Source organism: Variovorax boronicumulans (genome assembly GCF_009811375.1).
In the GTDB taxonomy this organism is placed as follows: Bacteria; Pseudomonadota; Gammaproteobacteria; order Burkholderiales; family Burkholderiaceae_C; genus Variovorax; species Variovorax boronicumulans.
In genome coordinates, this window is record NZ_BKDH01000001.1 from 2,678,654 (window position 1) to 2,696,104 (window position 17,451).

20 protein-coding genes are annotated in these 17,451 nt (G+C 69.5%); 12 read left to right on the top strand and 8 right to left on the bottom strand.

All coding sequences use genetic code 11. From position 1 onward, the window contains the following. The first annotated feature begins 12 nt into the window (after positions 1–12). Positions 13–798: a sulfurtransferase gene (locus VHAB30_RS12295; protein WP_153284573.1), complete on the top strand. Its 786-nt coding sequence runs from the start codon at positions 13–15 to the stop codon at positions 796–798. 9 nt (positions 799–807) lie between these two features. Here the strand turns inward: VHAB30_RS12295 and VHAB30_RS12300 are convergent, their stop codons facing one another. From VHAB30_RS12300 to VHAB30_RS12315, 4 genes are all read right to left on the bottom strand, one after another. Then, positions 808–1,731, bottom strand: a complete 924-nt coding sequence (locus VHAB30_RS12300) for a pirin family protein (RefSeq protein ID WP_159277194.1) — start codon at positions 1,729–1,731, stop codon at positions 808–810. A 35-nt stretch (positions 1,732–1,766) separates the two neighbouring features. Continuing rightward, positions 1,767–2,318 (bottom strand): flavodoxin family protein, encoded by a 552-nt coding sequence (locus tag VHAB30_RS12305; RefSeq protein ID WP_159277195.1) that lies wholly within the window; start codon positions 2,316–2,318, stop codon positions 1,767–1,769. A 74-nt stretch (positions 2,319–2,392) separates the two neighbouring features. Then, on the bottom strand, positions 2,393–2,818 hold the full coding sequence (locus VHAB30_RS12310) for a DoxX family protein (protein WP_172438299.1): 426 nt from the start codon (positions 2,816–2,818) through the stop codon (positions 2,393–2,395). A 61-nt stretch (positions 2,819–2,879) separates the two neighbouring features. Next, positions 2,880–3,581, bottom strand: coding sequence for a pirin family protein (locus VHAB30_RS12315; protein ID WP_159277196.1), 702 nt, complete (start codon positions 3,579–3,581; stop codon positions 2,880–2,882). Between the two features lie 163 nt (positions 3,582–3,744). On the opposite strand from VHAB30_RS12315, the gene VHAB30_RS12320 reads away from it, so the two are divergent. From VHAB30_RS12320 to trmB, 4 genes are all read left to right on the top strand, one after another. Continuing rightward, a complete protein-coding gene (locus tag VHAB30_RS12320) occupies positions 3,745–4,698 on the top strand; it encodes a LysR family transcriptional regulator (RefSeq protein WP_062481635.1) in 954 nt (317 codons plus the stop codon). Positions 4,699–4,814: 116 nt separating this feature from the next. Further along, positions 4,815–5,897 carry an NAD(P)/FAD-dependent oxidoreductase gene (locus VHAB30_RS12325; protein ID WP_159277197.1) on the top strand — a complete coding sequence of 361 codons (1,083 nt, stop codon included), beginning with the start codon at positions 4,815–4,817 and terminating at the stop codon, positions 5,895–5,897. 15 nt (positions 5,898–5,912) lie between these two features. After that, positions 5,913–6,818: a tRNA glutamyl-Q(34) synthetase GluQRS gene (gene gluQRS / locus VHAB30_RS12330; protein WP_159277198.1), complete on the top strand. Its 906-nt coding sequence runs from the start codon at positions 5,913–5,915 to the stop codon at positions 6,816–6,818. Further along, the gene (gene trmB / locus VHAB30_RS12335; protein ID WP_159277199.1) at positions 6,815–7,588 is read left to right on the top strand and encodes a tRNA (guanosine(46)-N7)-methyltransferase TrmB; all 774 of its coding nucleotides are present in this window, start codon (positions 6,815–6,817) and stop codon (positions 7,586–7,588) included. The genes gluQRS and trmB overlap by 4 nt, the downstream gene beginning before the upstream one ends. 21 nt (positions 7,589–7,609) lie before the next feature. Here trmB and VHAB30_RS31275 read toward each other — a convergent pair whose 3' ends face one another. After that, complete coding sequence (locus VHAB30_RS31275) at positions 7,610–8,113, bottom strand: energy transducer TonB (protein WP_159277200.1); 504 nt, start codon at positions 8,111–8,113, stop codon at positions 7,610–7,612. A 144-nt stretch (positions 8,114–8,257) separates the two neighbouring features. On the opposite strand from VHAB30_RS31275, the gene VHAB30_RS12345 reads away from it, so the two are divergent. Beyond that, positions 8,258–9,427, top strand: a complete 1,170-nt coding sequence (locus VHAB30_RS12345) for an ABC transporter substrate-binding protein (RefSeq protein WP_159277201.1) — start codon at positions 8,258–8,260, stop codon at positions 9,425–9,427. Positions 9,428–9,433: 6 nt separating this feature from the next. On the opposite strand, the gene VHAB30_RS12350 is transcribed toward VHAB30_RS12345, so the two are convergent. Continuing rightward, the gene (locus VHAB30_RS12350; RefSeq protein WP_070060373.1) at positions 9,434–10,312 is read right to left on the bottom strand and encodes a LysR family transcriptional regulator; all 879 of its coding nucleotides are present in this window, start codon (positions 10,310–10,312) and stop codon (positions 9,434–9,436) included. A gap of 75 nt (positions 10,313–10,387) precedes the next feature. On the opposite strand from VHAB30_RS12350, the gene VHAB30_RS12355 reads away from it, so the two are divergent. Both VHAB30_RS12355 and VHAB30_RS12360 read left to right on the top strand, forming a co-directional pair. Next, a complete protein-coding gene (locus VHAB30_RS12355) occupies positions 10,388–10,963 on the top strand; it encodes a GNAT family N-acetyltransferase (RefSeq protein WP_159277202.1) in 576 nt (191 codons plus the stop codon). After that, complete coding sequence (locus tag VHAB30_RS12360) at positions 10,960–12,483, top strand: MFS transporter (RefSeq protein ID WP_159277203.1); 1,524 nt, start codon at positions 10,960–10,962, stop codon at positions 12,481–12,483. Before VHAB30_RS12355 ends, VHAB30_RS12360 begins: the two co-directional genes overlap by 4 nt. A gap of 6 nt (positions 12,484–12,489) precedes the next feature. Here VHAB30_RS12360 and VHAB30_RS12365 read toward each other — a convergent pair whose 3' ends face one another. Together VHAB30_RS12365 and VHAB30_RS12370 are read right to left on the bottom strand one after the other, a co-directional pair. Then, complete coding sequence (locus tag VHAB30_RS12365) at positions 12,490–13,182, bottom strand: alpha/beta hydrolase (RefSeq protein WP_062478359.1); 693 nt, start codon at positions 13,180–13,182, stop codon at positions 12,490–12,492. Between the two features lie 102 nt (positions 13,183–13,284). Further along, on the bottom strand, positions 13,285–14,007 hold the full coding sequence (locus VHAB30_RS12370) for a Crp/Fnr family transcriptional regulator (RefSeq protein ID WP_095745012.1): 723 nt from the start codon (positions 14,005–14,007) through the stop codon (positions 13,285–13,287). Positions 14,008–14,130: 123 nt separating this feature from the next. Between VHAB30_RS12370 and VHAB30_RS12375 the strand changes: the two genes are divergently transcribed. From VHAB30_RS12375 to VHAB30_RS12390, 4 genes are all read left to right on the top strand, one after another. After that, entirely contained in the window at positions 14,131–14,721 is a 591-nt protein-coding gene (locus VHAB30_RS12375) for an HD domain-containing protein (protein WP_139706971.1), read from the top strand. A gap of 21 nt (positions 14,722–14,742) precedes the next feature. After that, entirely contained in the window at positions 14,743–15,510 is a 768-nt protein-coding gene (locus VHAB30_RS12380; RefSeq protein ID WP_056582112.1) for a class II aldolase/adducin family protein, read from the top strand. Positions 15,511–15,610: 100 nt separating this feature from the next. Continuing rightward, a complete protein-coding gene (locus VHAB30_RS12385) occupies positions 15,611–16,489 on the top strand; it encodes a bile acid:sodium symporter family protein (protein ID WP_070060368.1) in 879 nt (292 codons plus the stop codon). Positions 16,490–16,496: 7 nt separating this feature from the next. Then, positions 16,497–17,423, top strand: coding sequence for a LysR family transcriptional regulator (locus VHAB30_RS12390; RefSeq protein ID WP_159277204.1), 927 nt, complete (start codon positions 16,497–16,499; stop codon positions 17,421–17,423). The last annotated feature ends 28 nt before the right edge of the window (positions 17,424–17,451 follow it).

A 17,451-nucleotide genomic window follows, 5' to 3' on the forward strand; every position in this document is an offset into this window, starting at 1 on the left:
CAATCCCGCCCCGTGCAAGAGATTTTGAATATCGCCGCCTACAAGTTCGTAGGCATCAACGACAGCCCCGTGCTGCGTGAGACCCTGCGCGACCGTGCGCAGGCCCTGGGCCTCATGGGCACGATCCTGCTGGCGCCCGAAGGTATCAACCTGTTTCTGGCGGGGACGGCGCAGGCCATCCACGCCTTCCTGGCCGACCTGCGCGCCGACGCGCGCTTTGCCGACCTCGAAACCAAGGAAAGCTGGTCGGCCACGCAGCCCTTCCGGCGCATGCTGGTGAAGCTCAAGCGCGAGATCATCCGCATGGACCATCCGGCGATCCAGCCCGCCGCCGGCCGCGCGCCCGGCGTGGACGCGCCCACGCTCAAGCGCTGGCTCGACCAGGGCCACGACGACGAGGGCCGCGAGATCGTGATGCTGGACACGCGCAACGACTTCGAGGTCGACGAAGGCACCTTCGACGGCGCGATCGACTGGCGCATCACCAAGTTCACCGAGTTCCCGCCCGCCCTGAAGGCGCACCGCGCCGACTTCGAGGGCAAGACGGTGGTGAGCTTCTGCACCGGCGGCATCCGCTGCGAGAAGGCCGCCATCCTCATGCGCGAGGAAGGCGTGGAACACGTGCTGCAGCTCGAAGGCGGCATCCTCAAGTACTTCGAGGACGTCGGCGGCGCGCACTACCACGGCGACTGCTTCGTGTTCGACGGCCGCCGGGCCCTGGCGCCCGACCTCAGCGCGCGTGCCTCCGATGCCAGCGCCCGGGCCTCGGAAGACCCGGACATCGGCATCAAGCAATAAGCAAAAGGCTCAGACCGGCGTCGTGCCCGTGTCGGGCTCGCGCACGCCGAAAGGCTTGCCCGGCAGCGGAATGAACTCGGTCTCGCCGGGCACGTGGCCCATGCGCTGGGCAGCCCAATCGGCGCCGGCCTCGAGGATGCGCTCGCGCCGGCTCGAGACGAAATTCCAGGTGATGTAGCGCGGGCCGTCCAGCGGCTCGCCGCCGATCACCATCAGGCGCACGGCGGCGTCGGCAGTGAACACCGCGCCCTGCCCGTCGGGCAGCACCGCCATCGTGTGGGCGGGCGCCGGCTCGCCGTTCACGTTCGCATCGCCGTCGACCATGTAGACCGCCAGTTCGGGCGCCAGCGCGGGCAGCTCGAAACGCCCGCCAGCCGGCAGCGCGATGTCAAGGTAGACCGTCTGCGCCAGCGTCTTCACCGGCGAGCGCACGCCAAAGGCCTCGCCCACCAGCACGCGCACGGGCACGCCCTGCACCGTCAGTTCGGGAATGGCGTCGGCCGGCGTGTGCTCGAAGCTGGGTTCGACCTCTTCATGGGCCTGCGGCAGCGCGGCCCACAGCTGCAGGCCGTGGTTCACGAAAGTGTCGGCCAGCAGGCGTTCGGGCTTGCGCTCGGAGTGCACGATGCCGCGTCCCGCGGTCATCCAGTTGATGGCGCCGGGCTGGATCTCCTGCACGCTGCCCAGGCTGTCGCGGTGCATCATCGCGCCCTCGAACAGGTAGGTGACCGTCGACAGGCCGATGTGCGGGTGCGGGCGCACGTCGTGCGCGTTGCCAGGCTGCTCGGTGGCCGGGCCGAAGTGGTCGAAGAACACGAAGGGCCCGACCGAACGGCGCTGCGCCGCCGGCAGCACGCGCCGCACGTTGAAGCCGCCACCCAGGTCCTTGTCGTGGGGCCGCAGCAATTGGATTTCGGGGATGGTGTCGGTCATCGTGGGGTCCTTGTGGGCGAGGTTCGGTGGGGGCGTTATGCGCGCGATCTTGCCACCGCGCCCACGCGCTCGCCGAAGGCACGCGCGGTTTCCAGGTCGCCCTTGGGCATCTCGGCCGGGCTCGCGTCCGAGGGCGACTGCGTGAGCAGGCCGCCGTAGCCGCCGACGTAGTTCATGGCGTCGCGCGTGGCCGCCTTGTTGTTGGTCGGCAGGATGCCCATGCTGACCCAGATGCCGCTGTGCTGCATGGCCAGCGTCCACAGGTAGGTCATGGTGGTGACCTTGTCGCCGTTCATCGTGGCGCTGTTGGTGAAGCCGGCGAAGAGCTTGTCTTTCCAGCCTTGCGTGTACCAGACCTTGGACGACGCATCGGCGAATTTCTTGAACTGCCAGCTGACGCCGCCCATGTAGGTCGGCGAGCCGAAGATGATCGCGTCGGCCGCGGCCAGCGTCTCCCAGCCATTGGCGGGCAGGTTGCCGTCGGCGTCGATGGCGAGCAGTTGCGCGCCCGCCCCGTCGGCCACGGCCTGGGCCACGCGCTGGGTGTGGCCGTAGCCGGAATGGAAGACAACGACGATGTTTGCCATGAAACGGATTTCCTCAAAGAAGCGATGAAGTCAGAAGGCTGCGCCCACCAAGTGCGCGCAGCCCGGGTGCGAGCTTATTTCTTGTCGATGCTGAAGCGACCGGCGCCGAAGGCGGCGAAAGCCAGCAGGCCGCCTGCGATGGCGATGTTCTTGAAGAACATGAGCTGGTTCACGAACGCCTTGTCGGCGGGCATGCCCCAGTAGTTGTGGAACATCACGGCCGCGGCCACGGTGAAGATCGCCAGCACGATCGCCGACACGCGCGTCTTGAAGCCGACCAGCAGCAGCAGGCCGAGCCCCAGCTCCACGACGATCGCGATCACCGCCGCGACCTGCGGCAGCGGTGCGCCCACCGAGGAGATGTACCCCACGGTGCCGGCAAAGCCCATGAGCTTGCCGAAGCCTGCGGGCACGAACAGTGCTGCAAGCAGCACGCGGCCGATGAGTGCCAGGGTGTCCTGGGCGGCGTTGGGGGCGGTGGTTGTGGTGGTAATGGCCATGGTGAAACTCCTCGTTGGTTGTTGAAGCGAAAGGAACAAAGAAAAGAAAAAAGACGCCGTCTCAGGCCGTCAGGTCGAACACCAGCACTTCGGCATCCTTGCCGGCGCCGAGCGTGAGTTGCGATTCGCCTTCGAGCATCGCGGCGTCGCCGCCCGACAGCTTCTGGCCGTTGACTTCGAGCTCGCCGCGCACCAGGTGCACGTAGCTCTTGCGTTGCGGGTCGAGCGCCAGGCTGGCGGTTTCGCTGCCGTTGAACAGGCCGGCGAACAGGCGGGCGTCGGCATTCACCGTCACCGAGCCGTCGCGGCCGTCGGGCGAGGCCACCAGGCGCAGGGTGCCGCGCTTCTCGGCGTCGCTGAACTGCTTCTGCTCGTAGCCGGGGGTGATGCCGCGTTCCTTGGGCTCGATCCAGATCTGCAGGAAGTGCGTGGTCTGGTCGGCCTTGTGGTTGAACTCGCTGTGCATCACGCCACGGCCGGCGCTCATGCGCTGCACGTCGCCCGGCGGAATGGATTCGATGTTGCCCATGCTGTCCTTGTGCGCGAGTTCGCCCGAGAGCACGTAGCTGATGATCTCCATGTCCCGGTGGCCGTGGGTGCCGAAGCCGGCGCCCGCCGCCACGCGGTCTTCGTTGATCACCCGCAGGTTGCCGAAGCCCATGTAGGCCGGATCGTAGTACCCGGCGAAGGAAAAGCTGTGGAACGAGCGCAGCCAGCCATGGTCGGCATAACCGCGTTCCTGGGATTTACGCACTTGCAACATATCGAACTCCTTGCTGCCCCACCCGGTTCGGGCGCCGGGGCTTTCGTCGTGGGCCGCGCCGGATGCGCAGCGGATGAGAAGAATTCTGGACCTCCATCCCCCTCTGAAAGACGCCCGGTTTTGATGGCATCATTCAAATTATTTGAATGATGGAGCCCGCCCCATGACGAGCGCCCGAGACGTCCTCACCCCCGACGCGCTGGCCATGCTGCAGACGGTGGCCACCACCGGCAGCTTCGCCGCCGCCGCGCGCGCGCTCGGCCTGGTGCCCAGCGCGCTAAGCTACCGCGTGCGCCAGATCGAGGACGCGCTCGACGTGCTGCTGTTCGACCGCAGCGCGCGCCAGGCCCGCATCACCGAGGCCGGCGCCGAACTGCTGCGCGAGGCCGCGCGCCTGCTCGGCGAGATCGACGCCGTGGCCAACCGCGTGAAGCGCGTGGCCACCGGCTGGGAGCCGATGCTGACCATCGCGGTCGACAGCGTGATCGCACGCGACCCGCTGCTCGACCTGTGCACCGCCTTCTTCGCGCTCGAGCCGCCCACGCGCCTGAAGCTGCGCGACGAAACGCTGCTCGGCACCATCGAGGCGCTGACCAGCGGCGAGGCCGACCTGGCCATCGGCGCGGTGCTCGATGCCGCGAGCCTGGCCTTCACCGCCACCGGCATTCGCAGCCGGCCAATCGGCGAACTGCGCTTCGTGTTCGCGGTGGCGCCGCACCATCCGCTCGCGCGCCTGCCGCAGCCGCTGAGCGACGCGGTGCTGCGCCAGCACCGTGCGGTGGCCGCGGCCGACTCGGTGCGCAGCGGGCCGAGCATGACCGTGAACCTCGTCGGCGGGCAGGACGTGCTCACCGTGCCCAGCATGCAGGCCAAGATCGCGGCGCAGCTGCACGGCCTGGGCGGCGGCTTCCTGCCCGAGCCGATGGCGCGGCCCTACATCGAGGCCGGCCACCTCGTCGAGCTGCAGACCGAACGCCAGCCGCCGCTGGGCACCATGCATTGCGCGTGGCGCGTGCGCAGCGCGGGCAAGCCGGGGCGCGCGCTCGCATGGTGGCTCGCGCAGTTCGAGCACGAGGGCACGCGCAAGGCGCTGCTCGAACGGCACCGCGGCCGCTGAACGCCGCGCGATGACGGCGTCATAAGGGTCGCCCCCAGCCCGGCGACGCGCGCAGACCGAGGTAGAGTGTGCACGGCCTCCTCAGTCATCACCCTGTCAAAAGAAAAGAGTCCGCCATGCCCAAAGCCAAAGCCCGCGCCACCGCCGACCGCCACCGAACTCCCGCCGCCGCCCGCCATTTCGCCGTGATCGGCGCCGGCATTGCCGGCGTGGCCTGCGCCCGCACGCTGATGCAGGCCGGGCACCGCGTCACGGTGTTCGAACGCGAGGCCACGCCGGGCGGGCGGATGGCGAGCATCGACACCGCCTTCGGCCGCTTCGACAGCGGCGCGCAATACTTCACCGTGCGCGATCCGCGCTTTGCGCAGGTGCTGGCCACCACGCCCGCGCTGTGCCGCCCCTGGAGCGCCAACCTCGTGCGCGTGCTCGACGCCCACGGCCGCGTGGCCGAGGCGGCGCTGCCCTCGCTGGAGCCGCACTGGGTCGCCCAGCCCGGCATGGACGCGCTCGTGGCCCACTGGGCCGCGCCGCTGGGCGAGCACCTCGTCACCGGCACGCAAGTCACCCGCATCGAGCCCGACGCGCTCGACGCCACCCGCTGGCAGCTGCGCACCGCCGGTGCCGACGATTCGCAGCATGTGTACTCCGGCTTCGACGCCGTGCTGCTGGCCGTGCCGCCCGCACGCACCCGCGAACTGCTCGCCGACGGCGAACGCTCGGCCACGCTGAGCCGCAAGATCGACCGCGTGCGCATCGCGCCCTGCTGGACGCTGATGATCGCCTTCCCCCAGGCCAACCAGGCCAACATGTCGCACCTCGGCCCGCAATGGAACGTGGCGCGCAGCACCCACCACCGCGTGGCGTGGCTGGCGCGCGAATCGTCCAAGCCCGGCCGCGAGCGCGTCGAGCGCTGGACCCTGCAGGCCAGCGCCACCTGGTCGCAAGAACACCTGCGCGACACGCCCGCGCGCATCGAGGCCAAGCTGCTGCGCGCCTTCTCGGAGATCACCGGCATCCACGCCACGCCCAGCCACGCCAAGGCGCGCTGCTGGCCCGAGGCGCAGACGCAGGTGCCCGTGGGCCAGACCCACCTGTGGGACGCCAAGGCGCGCATCGGCATCGCCGGTGACTGGTGCATCGGCCACCGCGTGGAAGACGGTTTCGTTTCGGGCCTTTCGCTGGCCCTGGCCGTTCTCTAAGTCCTCCAAGAAAGGATGCGGGCCACCGGCCGCTTCGCCCCCTCGCCCACCGGCCCGCTGCACGCCGGCTCGCTGGTGGCCGCGCTCGCGAGCTGGCTCGACGTGCGCGCGCGCGGCGACAGTGCGCGCTGGCTGGTCCGCATCGAGGACGCCGACACCGAGCGCTGCCTGCCCGGCATGGGCGAACACATCCTGCGCCAGCTCGCCGACTGCGCGCTGCTCCCCGACGAACCGCCCGAGTGGCAGACGCAGCGCACCGCGCACTATGAAGCGGCGCTGGCCGCGCTGCAGGCGCGCGGCCTCACCTACCCCTGCGGCTGCTCGCGCAAGGACATCGACCTGGCCCTGGCCCGGCTCGGCCATGCGCACGAACGCCACGGCGAGCGCGTCTACCCCGGCACCTGCCGCGACGGCCTGCACGGCAAGCCCGCACGCGCCTGGCGCTTTGCCGCGCACCGCATGCCGGCCGGCGACCTGCACTGGCACGACCGCCGCCTCGGCCCGCAGCGGCAGGACGTGCAGCGCGAGGTCGGCGACTTCGTGCTGCGCCGCGCCGACGGCCCCTGGGCCTACCAGCTGGCCGTCGTGGTCGACGACGCCGAACAGGGCGTGACCGACGTGGTGCGCGGCGAGGACCTGGCCGACAACACGGCGCGCCAGATCCTGCTGCAGCAGGCGCTCGGCCTGCCCACGCCGAGCTACCTGCACACGCCGCTGGTGCGCGGCGCCGACGGCGACAAGCTCTCCAAGCAGAACGGTGCCACGGCCATCGACACCGCCACGCCGCAGGCCGCGCTGGCCGCGCTCGACACCGCCGCGCGCGCGCTCGGCCTGCGCCCCACGGCCGCCGGCCACTGCACCGCCGCCCTGGCCGGCTGGGTGCCCGAATGGCGCGATCTCTACAATTCGCGGCCCTCATGAACATTCCCGACACCGTGTCCAACGACCTCCCGCCCGGCGACGACCTGCCCGCATCCCCCGAAGACGACGCCACCGACGGCAAGCCGCATCCGCTGCACCGCCGCCTCAAGAGCTTCGTGAAGCGCGCCGGCCGCACCACCGACGGCCAGGCCCGCGCCTTCGCCGAACTGGGCCCGCTGTTCCTCGTTCCCTACACGCCCGAGCGGCTCGACCTCACGGCGGCCTTCGGCGGCCGCGTGGGCCCGACGGTGCTGGAGATCGGCTTCGGCATGGGTGAGGCCACGGCCCACATCGCCACGGTGCTGCCCGAGACCAATTTCCTGTGCTGCGAAGTGCACGAGCCCGGCGTGGGCGCGCTGCTCAAGCGCATCGGCGAGCAGTCGATCTCGAACATCCGCATCTGCGCGCACGACGCGGTCGACGTGATCGACCACATGCTGCAGCCCGGCACGCTGGCCGGCGTGCATGTGTTCTTTCCCGATCCGTGGCACAAGAAGCGCCACAACAAGCGCCGCCTGATCCAGCCCGAGCTCGTGACCAAGCTGGCGCAGCACCTGCGCCCCGGCGGCTACATCCACTGCGCCACCGACTGGCAGCCCTACGCCGAGCAGATGCTCGAAGTGCTGGGCGCCGAGCCCCTGCTGCGCAACACCGCGCCGGACACCGGCTACGCGCCCAAGCCGGCATACCGCCCGCTCACCAAGTTCGAGAACCGCGGCCTCAAGCTGGGCCACGGCGTGTGGGACCTGGTGTTCGAAAAACGCGCCTGAGCGCGCGTCACCTTCCCCCGCTCACTCGACGAGCTTGAAGCGGAACGGCAACCGCATGCGGGCGCGCACCGCACGCCCGTCCGCGGTGCGCGCCGGGTCGAAGCGCCATCCCTTGAGCGAATCGGTCGCCGCCTGCGACAGCAGCGGGTGCGGCGAGCGTTCGACGCGGATGTCTTCGGGCTTGCCGTCCACGCCGACGAAGAAGGCCGTGACCACCAGGCCCTCGACGCCCTCTTCCACCAGCGCGGACGGATAGCTGGGATAGCGGCGCTGACGGATCACCGGCTCCGTCACGACAGCGTCCGCCGCAACGCGCGGATCGGCGCGTGGCGCCGCCATGAGGGTCGGCCCCGACGGCAATGCCATCGGCGGCCCCGCCAGTGGCAGCGGTGGCGGCTCGATCGTCGATGGCGGCGGCATGGGCGGCGGCTCGATCCTCGGTTGCGGCGGCTGCGGTGCAGCCACGGGCACGAAGACCTCCGGCGCGGGCAGCGCCTTTTCCACCACCTTCGATGGGGGCGGCACGACGCACCCGGCGAGCGCCGCGCACATCCCTCCCAGAACCCAGGACACAGTTGTTTTCATCAGGGCAATTCTGGAGCACCCGCGCCTTCCGCCCTGGCCTCGAAATTGCTACACTTTTTTACTATTGTTAGCAAAAGGTAGCCAATGAACGCGTCTCGCAGGACATGGCTGGGAAAAGCCTCCATAACGCTGCTTCTGGGAAGCGGCCTCGGCATCACCCGTCCCTTGCTGGCACAGACGCCACGCCCGGCCGCCGCCGGGGCCCGCGTCGTCCTGCTCGGCCAGTCGGTGCCGCTCACCGGCAGCGCCAACGAGATCGGCAACGCCTTCGCGGCCGGCAGCCGGCTCGCCGTGAGCGACTTCAACACGCGCAACGCCGCCACCGGCCTGCAGCTGAAGCTGCTGCAACTGGACGACGGCTACGACGCCGCCCGCGCCACCACCAACGCCCGCACCCTGCTGGGCGCGAACAAGGCCGACATGCTGTTCGGCTTTGTCGGCACCGCCAGCAGCGAGGCCGGCGCCAAGGTGGCCACGCAGCAGGGCAGCCTGCTCTTTGCGCCCTTTGCCGCGTCCGACACGCTGCGCGGCCCCGAGCATCCGAACGTGTTCCATGTGCGCCCCGGCATGATCGACGAGGCCCTCAAGATCGTGCGCCAGTGCGCCACCGTGGGGCAACAACGCATCGCGCTGGTGGGCGACGACGACGCCATGGGCCGCGCCGGCCTGGCCGCCGTGCAGCAGGCCGTCACCGAACTCAAGCTGCCGCCGCTGGTCGCGAGCGCGCTGGTGCCTGCCGGCGCCGACAAGCTCGACACCGCATTGAAGACCGTGCAGCAGCAGACGCCCCAGGCCATCGTGCTGGTGTCGCTCTCGGGCACCACGGCCAGCGCCATCCGCAAGCTGCGCAAGAGCGGCTACACGGGCAACTTCATGGCCTTCTCGATCGTGGGCATCGACCCGCTCTACGCCGAGCTGGGCAAGGACATCGGCGGCATCGTGATCTCGCAGGTGGTGCCCTCGCCGCGGCCCTCGGCCATTCCGATCGTCAAGGAGTACCTCGCGGCGGTCGACAACTCCGACCAGACCGCGTCGTACGAAGGGCTCGAGGGCTTCATCGCCGCCAAGGCCGCGGGCGAGGCCGTGCGCCGCGCTGGCCGCGGCTTCAACACCGCCACCCTGCAGCGCACGATGACGGCGATGACCGACTACGACGTGGGCGGCTTCCGCATCAACCTGCGCCCCGGCCTGCGCGACAACGTGCGCAGCATCGACCTCATCAGCATCTCGGCCGACGGCCGCGTGCTCCGCTGAAGCGCCTCACACGGCGCTGTCGCGCAGCAGTTCGGTGAAGCGCTGCTGCACATACAGCGCCGTCGCGCCGAGCGGCCGCCCCTGCAGCCACAGCATGCGCACCGACAAGCGCGGCAAGGCCAGCGACGGGCACGGCACTTCCTTCAGCGCCTTGCTGAAGCCTTCGTAGCGCGCGATGTTGATGGGCAGCACGGCCCAACCCAGGTTGTCGGCCACCATCTCGGCCGTGCTGTAGAAGCTGTCGGAGCGCCACACGCGCGGGCTGTAGGCCACCTCGTGCACGTCGTCCGCGTGCATCAGCAGCTGGCGTTGCCGCGCCAGGTCCTGGCGCCGCACCGTGCGGCCGTCGGCCAGCGGATGGTCGCTGGCCACGAACACGCCCTGGCGCACGCTGCCGATGTGGCGCTGGTCGAAGCTCGCGCGCACCGGGCCGCGGTCGAAGTGAAAAGCCACGCTGGCGCGCTCCTGCTCGACGTAGTCGGCCACCTCGGTCGCGGTGCCGTTGAGCAGCGTGAGCTCGAGGCTCGGAAACTTCACCGACAGCTCGCGCATCAGCGTGCCGATGGCGGTGTACGGCAGGGCTTCGTCCAGCGCCAGCGACAGCGCCGCCTCGTCGCCTTCGTGCAGCGAGCGGGCGCGCTGGTCCAGCTGCTCGGCCTGCCGCAGCAGTTCGCGCGCCTCCAGCAGCAGCACCCGGCCCGCGTCCGACAGCTGCGCGTTGCGGCGCGAGCGATCGAACAGCGCCACGCCGAGGTCGACCTCGAGCAGCCCGATGGCGGTGCTCACGGCCGACTGGGCCTTGCCCAGGTGGCGCGCCGCGGCCGAGAACGAGCCGCACTCGGCGGTCGTCACGAACTGGCGCAATTGGTCGACGGTCCATTCCATTTCGGCCACCTACTCATCTATTTATCAGATGGATTTCATCTTTATTCATTCATTTTAATGGCGCAATATGGCGCCATGACGAATGCAAACAACAAGACGACACCGGCGTTCGAACTGAGCTGGTGCAGCGATCCTTCCCAGGCGCAGGCGTTGACCGGCCTGTTCCTGCAGCAACTTTCCCCTGCCTACATCTCCCACTCGGAACTGCAGGAGCAGCGCGCCGTGGCCCTCGGCGAATGGCGCGCCGACCTGCCCGCCGTCTTCATGGCGCAAGTGCGCGAAACGCTCGCGCTCGACCCGGCCACCGCAAACGCACGTGTGGCCGTCGCGCGAATCGACGATGCGCTGGCCGGCTTCGCGCTGGTGTCCATCGACGACACCCGTCGCGCCGCGCGCAGCTTCGCGACGCTCGACGACCTCGTCGTCGACGCGCGCTTCCAGGGCCTGGGCCTGGGCGGTCGGCTGTTCGACTGGGTCTGCGCCGAGCTGCAACGCCACGGCATCCAGCGCCTCTTTCTCGAAAGCGGCATCGGCAACGCGCGTGCACACGACTTCTTCCACGCACGCGACTGCGAGACGGTCTCTGTGACGATGCTCAAGGAACTGGACGGCACCACCGCACAGTCGCACGACCGGAGGGCCACGCCATGAACGGCTTGAACCCCACCGCCAAGAAATGGATCACGCTCGGCATCGTCTCGATGGCGCTGCTGCTGATCGTGGTCGACATGACCGTGCTCTACACGGCGCTGCCCACGCTCACGCACGACCTGGCCGCGTCGGCCACCGAGAAGCTCTGGATCCTCAACGCGTACACCGTGGTCGTGTCCGGCTTCCTGCTGGGCATGGGCGCGCTGGGCGACCGCGTGGGCTACCGGCGCATGTTCGTCGCGGGTCTTTCCGTGTTCGGCGTGGCCTCGCTGTGCGCGGCCTACGCGCCGAACCCGGCCGTCCTCATCGCCGCGCGGGCCCTCTTGGGCGTGGGCGCGTCGATGATGATGCCGGCCACGCTGGCGATCCTGCGGCTGGTGTTCACCGACGAGCGCGAGCGCGCCGTGGCTATCGGCGTGTGGGCCTCGGTGGCCTCGGGCGGCGCGGCGCTCGGGCCGGTCGTGGGCGGCGTGCTGCTCGAATACTTCTGGTGGGGTTCTGTGTTTCTCATCAACGTGCCCGTGGTGGTGCTCGCGCTGGTGCTGGCCCTGTGGCTGCTGCCGACGCAGAAGAACACCGGCACACGCCCGTGGGACTTCATCGGCTCGGTGCAGGTGCTGGCGGGGCTGGTCTTCCTGGTGCTGACCATCAAGGAGCTCACGAAGTTCGCGCCCTCGGCCACAACGGCCGCCATCACCGGCGCGCTGGCCGTGGTGGCCATGGCCCTCTTCGTGCGACGCCAGCGGCGCAGCAGCGCGCCGCTGATCGACTTTCGCCTGTTCCGCAACGCCTACTTCTCGGGCGGCGTGATCGCGGCCATCGTGGCCTCGGTGGCGCTGATCGGTGTCGAGCTGGTGTTCAGCCAGCGGCTGCAGCTCGTGGTCGGCCTCACGCCGCTACAGGCGGGCCTCACCCTGCTGCCGCTGCCGCTGGCCGCCTTCGTGGCGGGGCCGCTCGCGGGCCTGCTGCTGGCACGCATCGGCTCGCGCCCCGTCATCCTGGGCGGCCTCGTGACCACGGCGCTCGCGCTGTGCGCGCTGGCACTGGCGGTCGATGCCGGGGGCCTGCTCAAGCCGGCGATCCTGGTGCTGCTGGGGCTGGGCGTGGGCGCGACCATCACGGCGGCGTCCAACGCGGTCATGAACAACGCGCCCGTCGAGCACGCCGGCATGGCGGCGTCGATCGAAGAGGTGTCGTACGAACTCGGCGGCGTACTGGGCATCGCGCTGCTGGGCAGCGTGCTCTCGGCGAGCTACACCGCCGCGCTGGTGATTCCCGACGGCCTGGCCGTGCCGGCCTCGGCCGGCGACAGCATCGATGCCGCGCTGCTGGCCGCAGAAACGCTGCCCGCGCCCATCGCCTCGCAGCTCGTGGCGCTCGCGCACACGGCCTTCGACCAGGCCTTCTTCTCGGTGATGGGCGTGGCCGTGGCGATCGTCATCGCAGCGGCCTGCGCCGTGGCGTTCCTCGGCTGGCGGGCCCGCCCGACAAGTGCGCAGCGCACGGAGCGCTGCGCGTAGCCGGCCTCAGGCAGCGCTCGCGGCTTCGTCGATGAGCGCCGCCACGGCCTGCGGCTGCGAGGCCAGCGAGGCGTGGCTGGCCGCCAGCGTGATGACCTTCTTCGCGCCCAGCCGCGCCGACATGCGCTCCTGATTGACGGGCGAGATCATGCGGTCCTCGCTCGAGATCTGGTACCACGACGGCTTCTTCTTCCAGGCCGGCGCCGTGATGGTGTCGCCGAAGGTGCTGGCCAGCGGCGCCTTCTGCGTCAGGCCCATCACCAGGCCCTCTTCGGCGCTCAGGTCCTGGCAGAAGCTCTCGTGGTATTTCTCGGGTATCACCCACAGGTAGCCGTCGCTGTCAGGCGCCAGGTTGGGCACGGCCACGGGCGGATGCTCCTGCGTGATGCCGCCGGGGCTTTCGCCCGCGTCGGGTGCGAAGGCGGCGATGTAGACCAGCCCCACCACATTGGGCAGGTCGCCGGCCTGCGTGATCACCGCGCCGCCGTACGAGTGGCCGACCAGCAGCACCGGCCCCTGCACCTGCGCCACCATCTTGCGCGTGCGCTCGGCGTCGTCGGCCAGCGAGGTCAGCGGCAGCTCGACCGCGCGGATGGCCGTGTGGCCCTTGCGCAGCAGCTCCACGATGACGTTGTGCCAGTGCGCCGCACCACCCCAGAACCCATGGACCAGGACGACCGTCGGTTTGTTGTTGCTCATGATTCGCCACCTTCCAGTGAAGAAATAAGACACCGGGCCGCCGGAATGACGGGCCGGGAAAGTCTTATACGCCTGCGCCCTGCCCGCGCTGTGACAAGACCCTCAGCCCGTGCGCACCAACCCCTGCAGTGCCTCGAGCGAGCGCAGTTCGATGCGCCCGTAGCCCAGCGACACCACGCCTTCGGTGGCCAGCGCGTTGAGCTCCTTGGACAGCGTCTGGCGCGTCACGCCGAGCATCATGGCCAGCGCCTCCTGCGACAGCATGAGTTCGTGCCGCAGGTGCACCGACTGCGTGGCGTCGCCGCGCGCCAGCACCAGCAGCCGGTGCGCCACGCGCGCGCGCAGGCTGCGCAAGGTGGCGTCTTCGGCCAGGCCGTAGAGCATGCGCACGCGCGCGGCCAGCATGGCCGCGATGGCGTTGGAAAACACCACGTCGCGCATCTGCCGCACGAAGGCCTCGGGCGGCACCACCAGCAGGTCGAGCGCTTCGAGCGCGGTGGCGTCGTGCGTGCGCGGCGAGCCGTCGATGAGCGTGATCTCGCCGAACCAGTTGCCCGGCTCCAGCACCGCCAGGATGGCCTCGCGCCCGTCCTGGCGCAGCGACGAGATCTTGATCGTGCCCGCCACCAGCCCGTAGAAGCCGCCGCCCGCCGCATGGATCGGGTCGCCCTGGCGGAACACCATGGTGCCGCGCCGCACATGCAGCAGCTCGGCCGCGCCCAGCAGCGCGTCGCGCTGCGCACGCGGCATGCTGGTGAACCAGGGGTTGCCGTCGAGCGCGGCGCGGTGCGCGGCCGACAGGCGCGGCTTGGTCGAGGTGGCCATAGAGGGGAAAAAGGCGCCCGGAGGCGGGTTTACCAGAACCTCGCATTGTCAAATTCTTGACAGTTGAAGGTCAAGCGCAGGTCTACAGTGGTCGCCATCCCCCCAGAACGGAGACCCCACACGATGAACGCACGGGCAAGTTTCAAGCGCATGCAGGACAGCACGCGCGAAGACTGGCAACTGATCGGCGGCGAGTTCATGCAGTTCGCGGGCGGCCTGCCCGCACGCGTGATCAAGCACCTGCAGATCCTCGAAGGCGACTACGGCGGCTTTCCGGTCGACCGCTACACGCACTCGCTGCAGACCGCCACGCGCGCGCTGCGCGACGGCCGCGACGAGGAGTACGTGGTGTGCGCGCTGCTGCACGACATCGGCGACACGCTGGGCAGCTTCAACCATCCCGACATCGCCGCCGCCATCCTCAAGCCCTTCGTGAGCGAGGCCAACCACTGGATGGTGCAGAACCACGGCATCTTCCAGGGCCACTACTTCTTCCACCACATCGGGCTGGACCGCGACATGCGCGACAGCTTCAAGGACCACCCGCACTACGAGCGCACCGCCGAGTTCTGCGCGCTCTACGACAACCCGGCCTTCGACCCGAAGGCCGAGACCCTGCCCATCAGCGAGTTCGAGCCCATGCTGCGCCGCCTGATGGCGCAGCCCAAGCAGAGCGTCTACAAGACCGTGCTGCAAGAGCCGACTACTGCCTGATCAAGACCAAGGACACACCCCATGAACGCCACCTCCGCCTCCGAAATCCAGAAGCTCGTCTCCGCCGAAGAATGGCAGCTGCGCGTCGACCTCGCCGCCTGCTACCGCCTGGTGGCGCTGTACGGCTGGAGCGACCTCGTCTTCACGCACATCAGCGCGCGCGTGCCCGGCCCCGAGCACCACTTCCTGATCAACCCCTACGGCCTGATGTTCGACGAGATCACGGCCTCGAGCCTGGTCAAGGTCGACCAGCAGTGCAACAAGATCATCGACTCGCCCTACCCCGTGAACCCGGCCGGCTTCGTGATCCACAGCGCCGTGCATGCCGCGCGCGAGGACATCCAGTGCGTGCTGCACACCCACACCCGGGCCGGCATCGCCGTGAGCGCGCAGAAGAACGGCGTGCTGCCCATCAGCCAGCAGTCGACCTTCGTGCTGGCCTCGCTGGCGTACCACGACTACGAAGGCGTGGCCTTCCGCGACGACGAGAAGCCGCGCCTGCAGGCCGACATGGGCAACGCCAACTTCCTCATGCTGCGCAACCACGGCCTGCTGACCTGCGGCAAGACCATTGCCGACGCCTTCCTTTCGATGTACACCTTCGAGAACACCTGCCAGATCCAGATCGCCGCGCAGGCCGGCGGCGGTGAACTCACGCACGTGGACCCGAGGATCATCGACGGCGTGGGCCAGGCCATGAAAGTGCAAAGCGGCGGCCTGGGCGGCATGTTCGTCTGGCCTTCGCTGATCCGCAAACTCGACCGCATCGACGACAGCTACAAACAATAAGACAGACGTCGATCCCGGTTTCCACGGCTGCCAGCGCCCGCGCGACGGGTGCCGGCAGCCATTTTTTTAAGCAGAAGAACCCAAGAGGAGACACCACCGCATGGACACCACGCTCATCGTGACCCGGTTCCTGTTCGGCGCGCTCGCGCTCGTGATGTTCGGGCTGGGGCTGTCGCTCTCGCTCGAGGATTTCCGGCGCCTGTTCAAGCACCCGAAGGCCGTGACCATCGCGCTCGTGCTGCAGGTCATCGGCCTGCCGCTGGCCTGCTACGCGATCATCGTGGGCTTCGGCCTGTCGCCGGTGTTCGCCATCGGGCTCATGCTGCTGGCGGCCTCGCCGGGCGGCATCTCGGCCAACCTGTTCTCGCACCTGTTCGGCGGCAACGTGGCGATGAACATCTCGCTCACGGCCGTGAACACGCTGCTGTCGATCGTCACGCTGCCGCTCATCGCCAACTGGGCCATCGGCCATTTCGCGCAGAGCGGCCAGGTGGTGCCGCTGCAGACGCGCAAGCTGGTCGAGGTGATCGCCATCGTGCTGGTGCCGGTGGCCATCGGCATGGTGGTCGCGTCGCGAAAGCCCGGCTTCGCGGCGCGCATGGAAAAGCCGACCAAGATCTTCAGCGCCGTGGTGCTCGCGGTGGTCACGGTGCTGGCCATCGCCAACGAGTGGAAGAACATCACCACCACCTTCGCCGAGATCGGCGTGCCGGTGCTGCTGTTCAACCTCGTGAGCCTGCTGGCCGGCTACTACCTGAGCCGCGCCGCGGGCCTCGACAAGCCGCTGGCCACCGCCATCAGCTACGAGATCGGCATCCACAACTCCACGCTCGCCATCTTCATCGCGGTGAGCGTGCTGGGGAGCTTTCCGCTCGCGCTGCCAGCGGCCATCTACTCGGTCGTGATGTACATCACCGCCCCACTGTTCGGATGGCTGTTGCTGCGGCGCGGCCAGCCCGCCGCCGTGCCTGCGCCATGATGCGCGCATGGAACTGAGACAACTGCGCTACTTCGTCAAGGTCTGCGAGCTGCGCAGCATGGGCCGCGCGGCGGTGGAGCTGGGGGTGGTCACCTCGGCGCTGAGCCAGCAGATCAGCCGGCTCGAAAGCGAACTCTCGACGCGGCTGCTGCGCCGCCATTCGACCGGCGTCATGCCCACCGACGCGGGCCTGGCCTTCCTGCACCAGGCGCAGCTCACCTTGCGCCACGCCGACGACGCCGTGCGCGCGGCGCAGCAGGCGCGGCTGTCGGGCCATGTGAGCGTGGGCCTCGCGCCCACCACCGCCACCGTGCTGGGCGTGCCGCTGATGCAGGCCATGCAGGCGCGCTACCCCGAGGTGCGGCTGCACATGGTCGAGGCGCTGTCGGGCCACCTCACGACCATGCTGCACGCGCGCCAGCTCGACCTGGCCGTGCTGTTCCAGACCGACACGCCACGGCGCTGGAGCGTGGCGCCGCTGCTGGCCGAAAAGCTCTTCGTGATCGCGTCGCCCGGACTCACGCCGCGCCCCACGGGCAAAAAGGTGCGCCTGTCGCAGCTGGCCGAGGTGCCGCTGATCCTGCCCAGCGGCAGCCACGGCCTGCGCGCCACGTTGATGGCCGCCTTTGCGCGGGCACGCGTGGCGCCGCGCATCGTGGCCGAGGTCGACGGCCTGGCGCTGCTGATGGACGCGGTGCGCGCCGGCCACGGCGCCACCATCCAGCCCGGCGCCGCCACCGCGCGGCACGACCGCGACGACCTCGAGCTCACGCAGATTGCCGACGCGCACGTGGGGCGCCGCAACCTGCTCGTGAGCCTGTCGGACGACGAGCTCTCGCCCGCCGCGCTGGCCGCGCGCGTGGTGGTCGCCGAAACGGCCCGCACGCTGGTGAGCGAAGGCCGCTGGGCCGGTGCAAGTCTTCTCGAAAACTGAACACCTGTTGCCTCTTTCGGCCTTTCGC

Excerpts from the sequence above, each read along its gene's own strand:
- VHAB30_RS12300 (WP_159277194.1), bottom strand. The coding sequence starts at position 1,731 with ATGACCGACACCATCCCCGAAATCCAATTGCTGCGGCCCCACGACAAG.
- VHAB30_RS12305 (WP_159277195.1), bottom strand. The coding sequence starts at position 2,318 with ATGGCAAACATCGTCGTTGTCTTCCATTCCGGCTACGGCCACACCCAG.
- VHAB30_RS12310 (WP_172438299.1), bottom strand. The coding sequence starts at position 2,818 with ATGGCCATTACCACCACAACCACCGCCCCCAACGCCGCCCAGGACACC.
- VHAB30_RS12315 (WP_159277196.1), bottom strand. The coding sequence starts at position 3,581 with ATGTTGCAAGTGCGTAAATCCCAGGAACGCGGTTATGCCGACCATGGC.
- VHAB30_RS12320 (WP_062481635.1), top strand. The coding sequence starts at position 3,745 with ATGACGAGCGCCCGAGACGTCCTCACCCCCGACGCGCTGGCCATGCTG.
- VHAB30_RS12325 (WP_159277197.1), top strand. The coding sequence starts at position 4,815 with ATGCCCAAAGCCAAAGCCCGCGCCACCGCCGACCGCCACCGAACTCCC.
- gluQRS (WP_159277198.1), top strand. The coding sequence starts at position 5,913 with ATGCGGGCCACCGGCCGCTTCGCCCCCTCGCCCACCGGCCCGCTGCAC.
- trmB (WP_159277199.1), top strand. The coding sequence starts at position 6,815 with ATGAACATTCCCGACACCGTGTCCAACGACCTCCCGCCCGGCGACGAC.
- VHAB30_RS12345 (WP_159277201.1), top strand. The coding sequence starts at position 8,258 with ATGAACGCGTCTCGCAGGACATGGCTGGGAAAAGCCTCCATAACGCTG.
- VHAB30_RS12350 (WP_070060373.1), bottom strand. The coding sequence starts at position 10,312 with ATGGAATGGACCGTCGACCAATTGCGCCAGTTCGTGACGACCGCCGAG.
- VHAB30_RS12355 (WP_159277202.1), top strand. The coding sequence starts at position 10,388 with ATGACGAATGCAAACAACAAGACGACACCGGCGTTCGAACTGAGCTGG.
- VHAB30_RS12360 (WP_159277203.1), top strand. The coding sequence starts at position 10,960 with ATGAACGGCTTGAACCCCACCGCCAAGAAATGGATCACGCTCGGCATC.
- VHAB30_RS12365 (WP_062478359.1), bottom strand. The coding sequence starts at position 13,182 with ATGAGCAACAACAAACCGACGGTCGTCCTGGTCCATGGGTTCTGGGGT.
- VHAB30_RS12370 (WP_095745012.1), bottom strand. The coding sequence starts at position 14,007 with ATGGCCACCTCGACCAAGCCGCGCCTGTCGGCCGCGCACCGCGCCGCG.
- VHAB30_RS12375 (WP_139706971.1), top strand. The coding sequence starts at position 14,131 with ATGAACGCACGGGCAAGTTTCAAGCGCATGCAGGACAGCACGCGCGAA.
- VHAB30_RS12380 (WP_056582112.1), top strand. The coding sequence starts at position 14,743 with ATGAACGCCACCTCCGCCTCCGAAATCCAGAAGCTCGTCTCCGCCGAA.
- VHAB30_RS12385 (WP_070060368.1), top strand. The coding sequence starts at position 15,611 with ATGGACACCACGCTCATCGTGACCCGGTTCCTGTTCGGCGCGCTCGCG.
- VHAB30_RS12390 (WP_159277204.1), top strand. The coding sequence starts at position 16,497 with ATGGAACTGAGACAACTGCGCTACTTCGTCAAGGTCTGCGAGCTGCGC.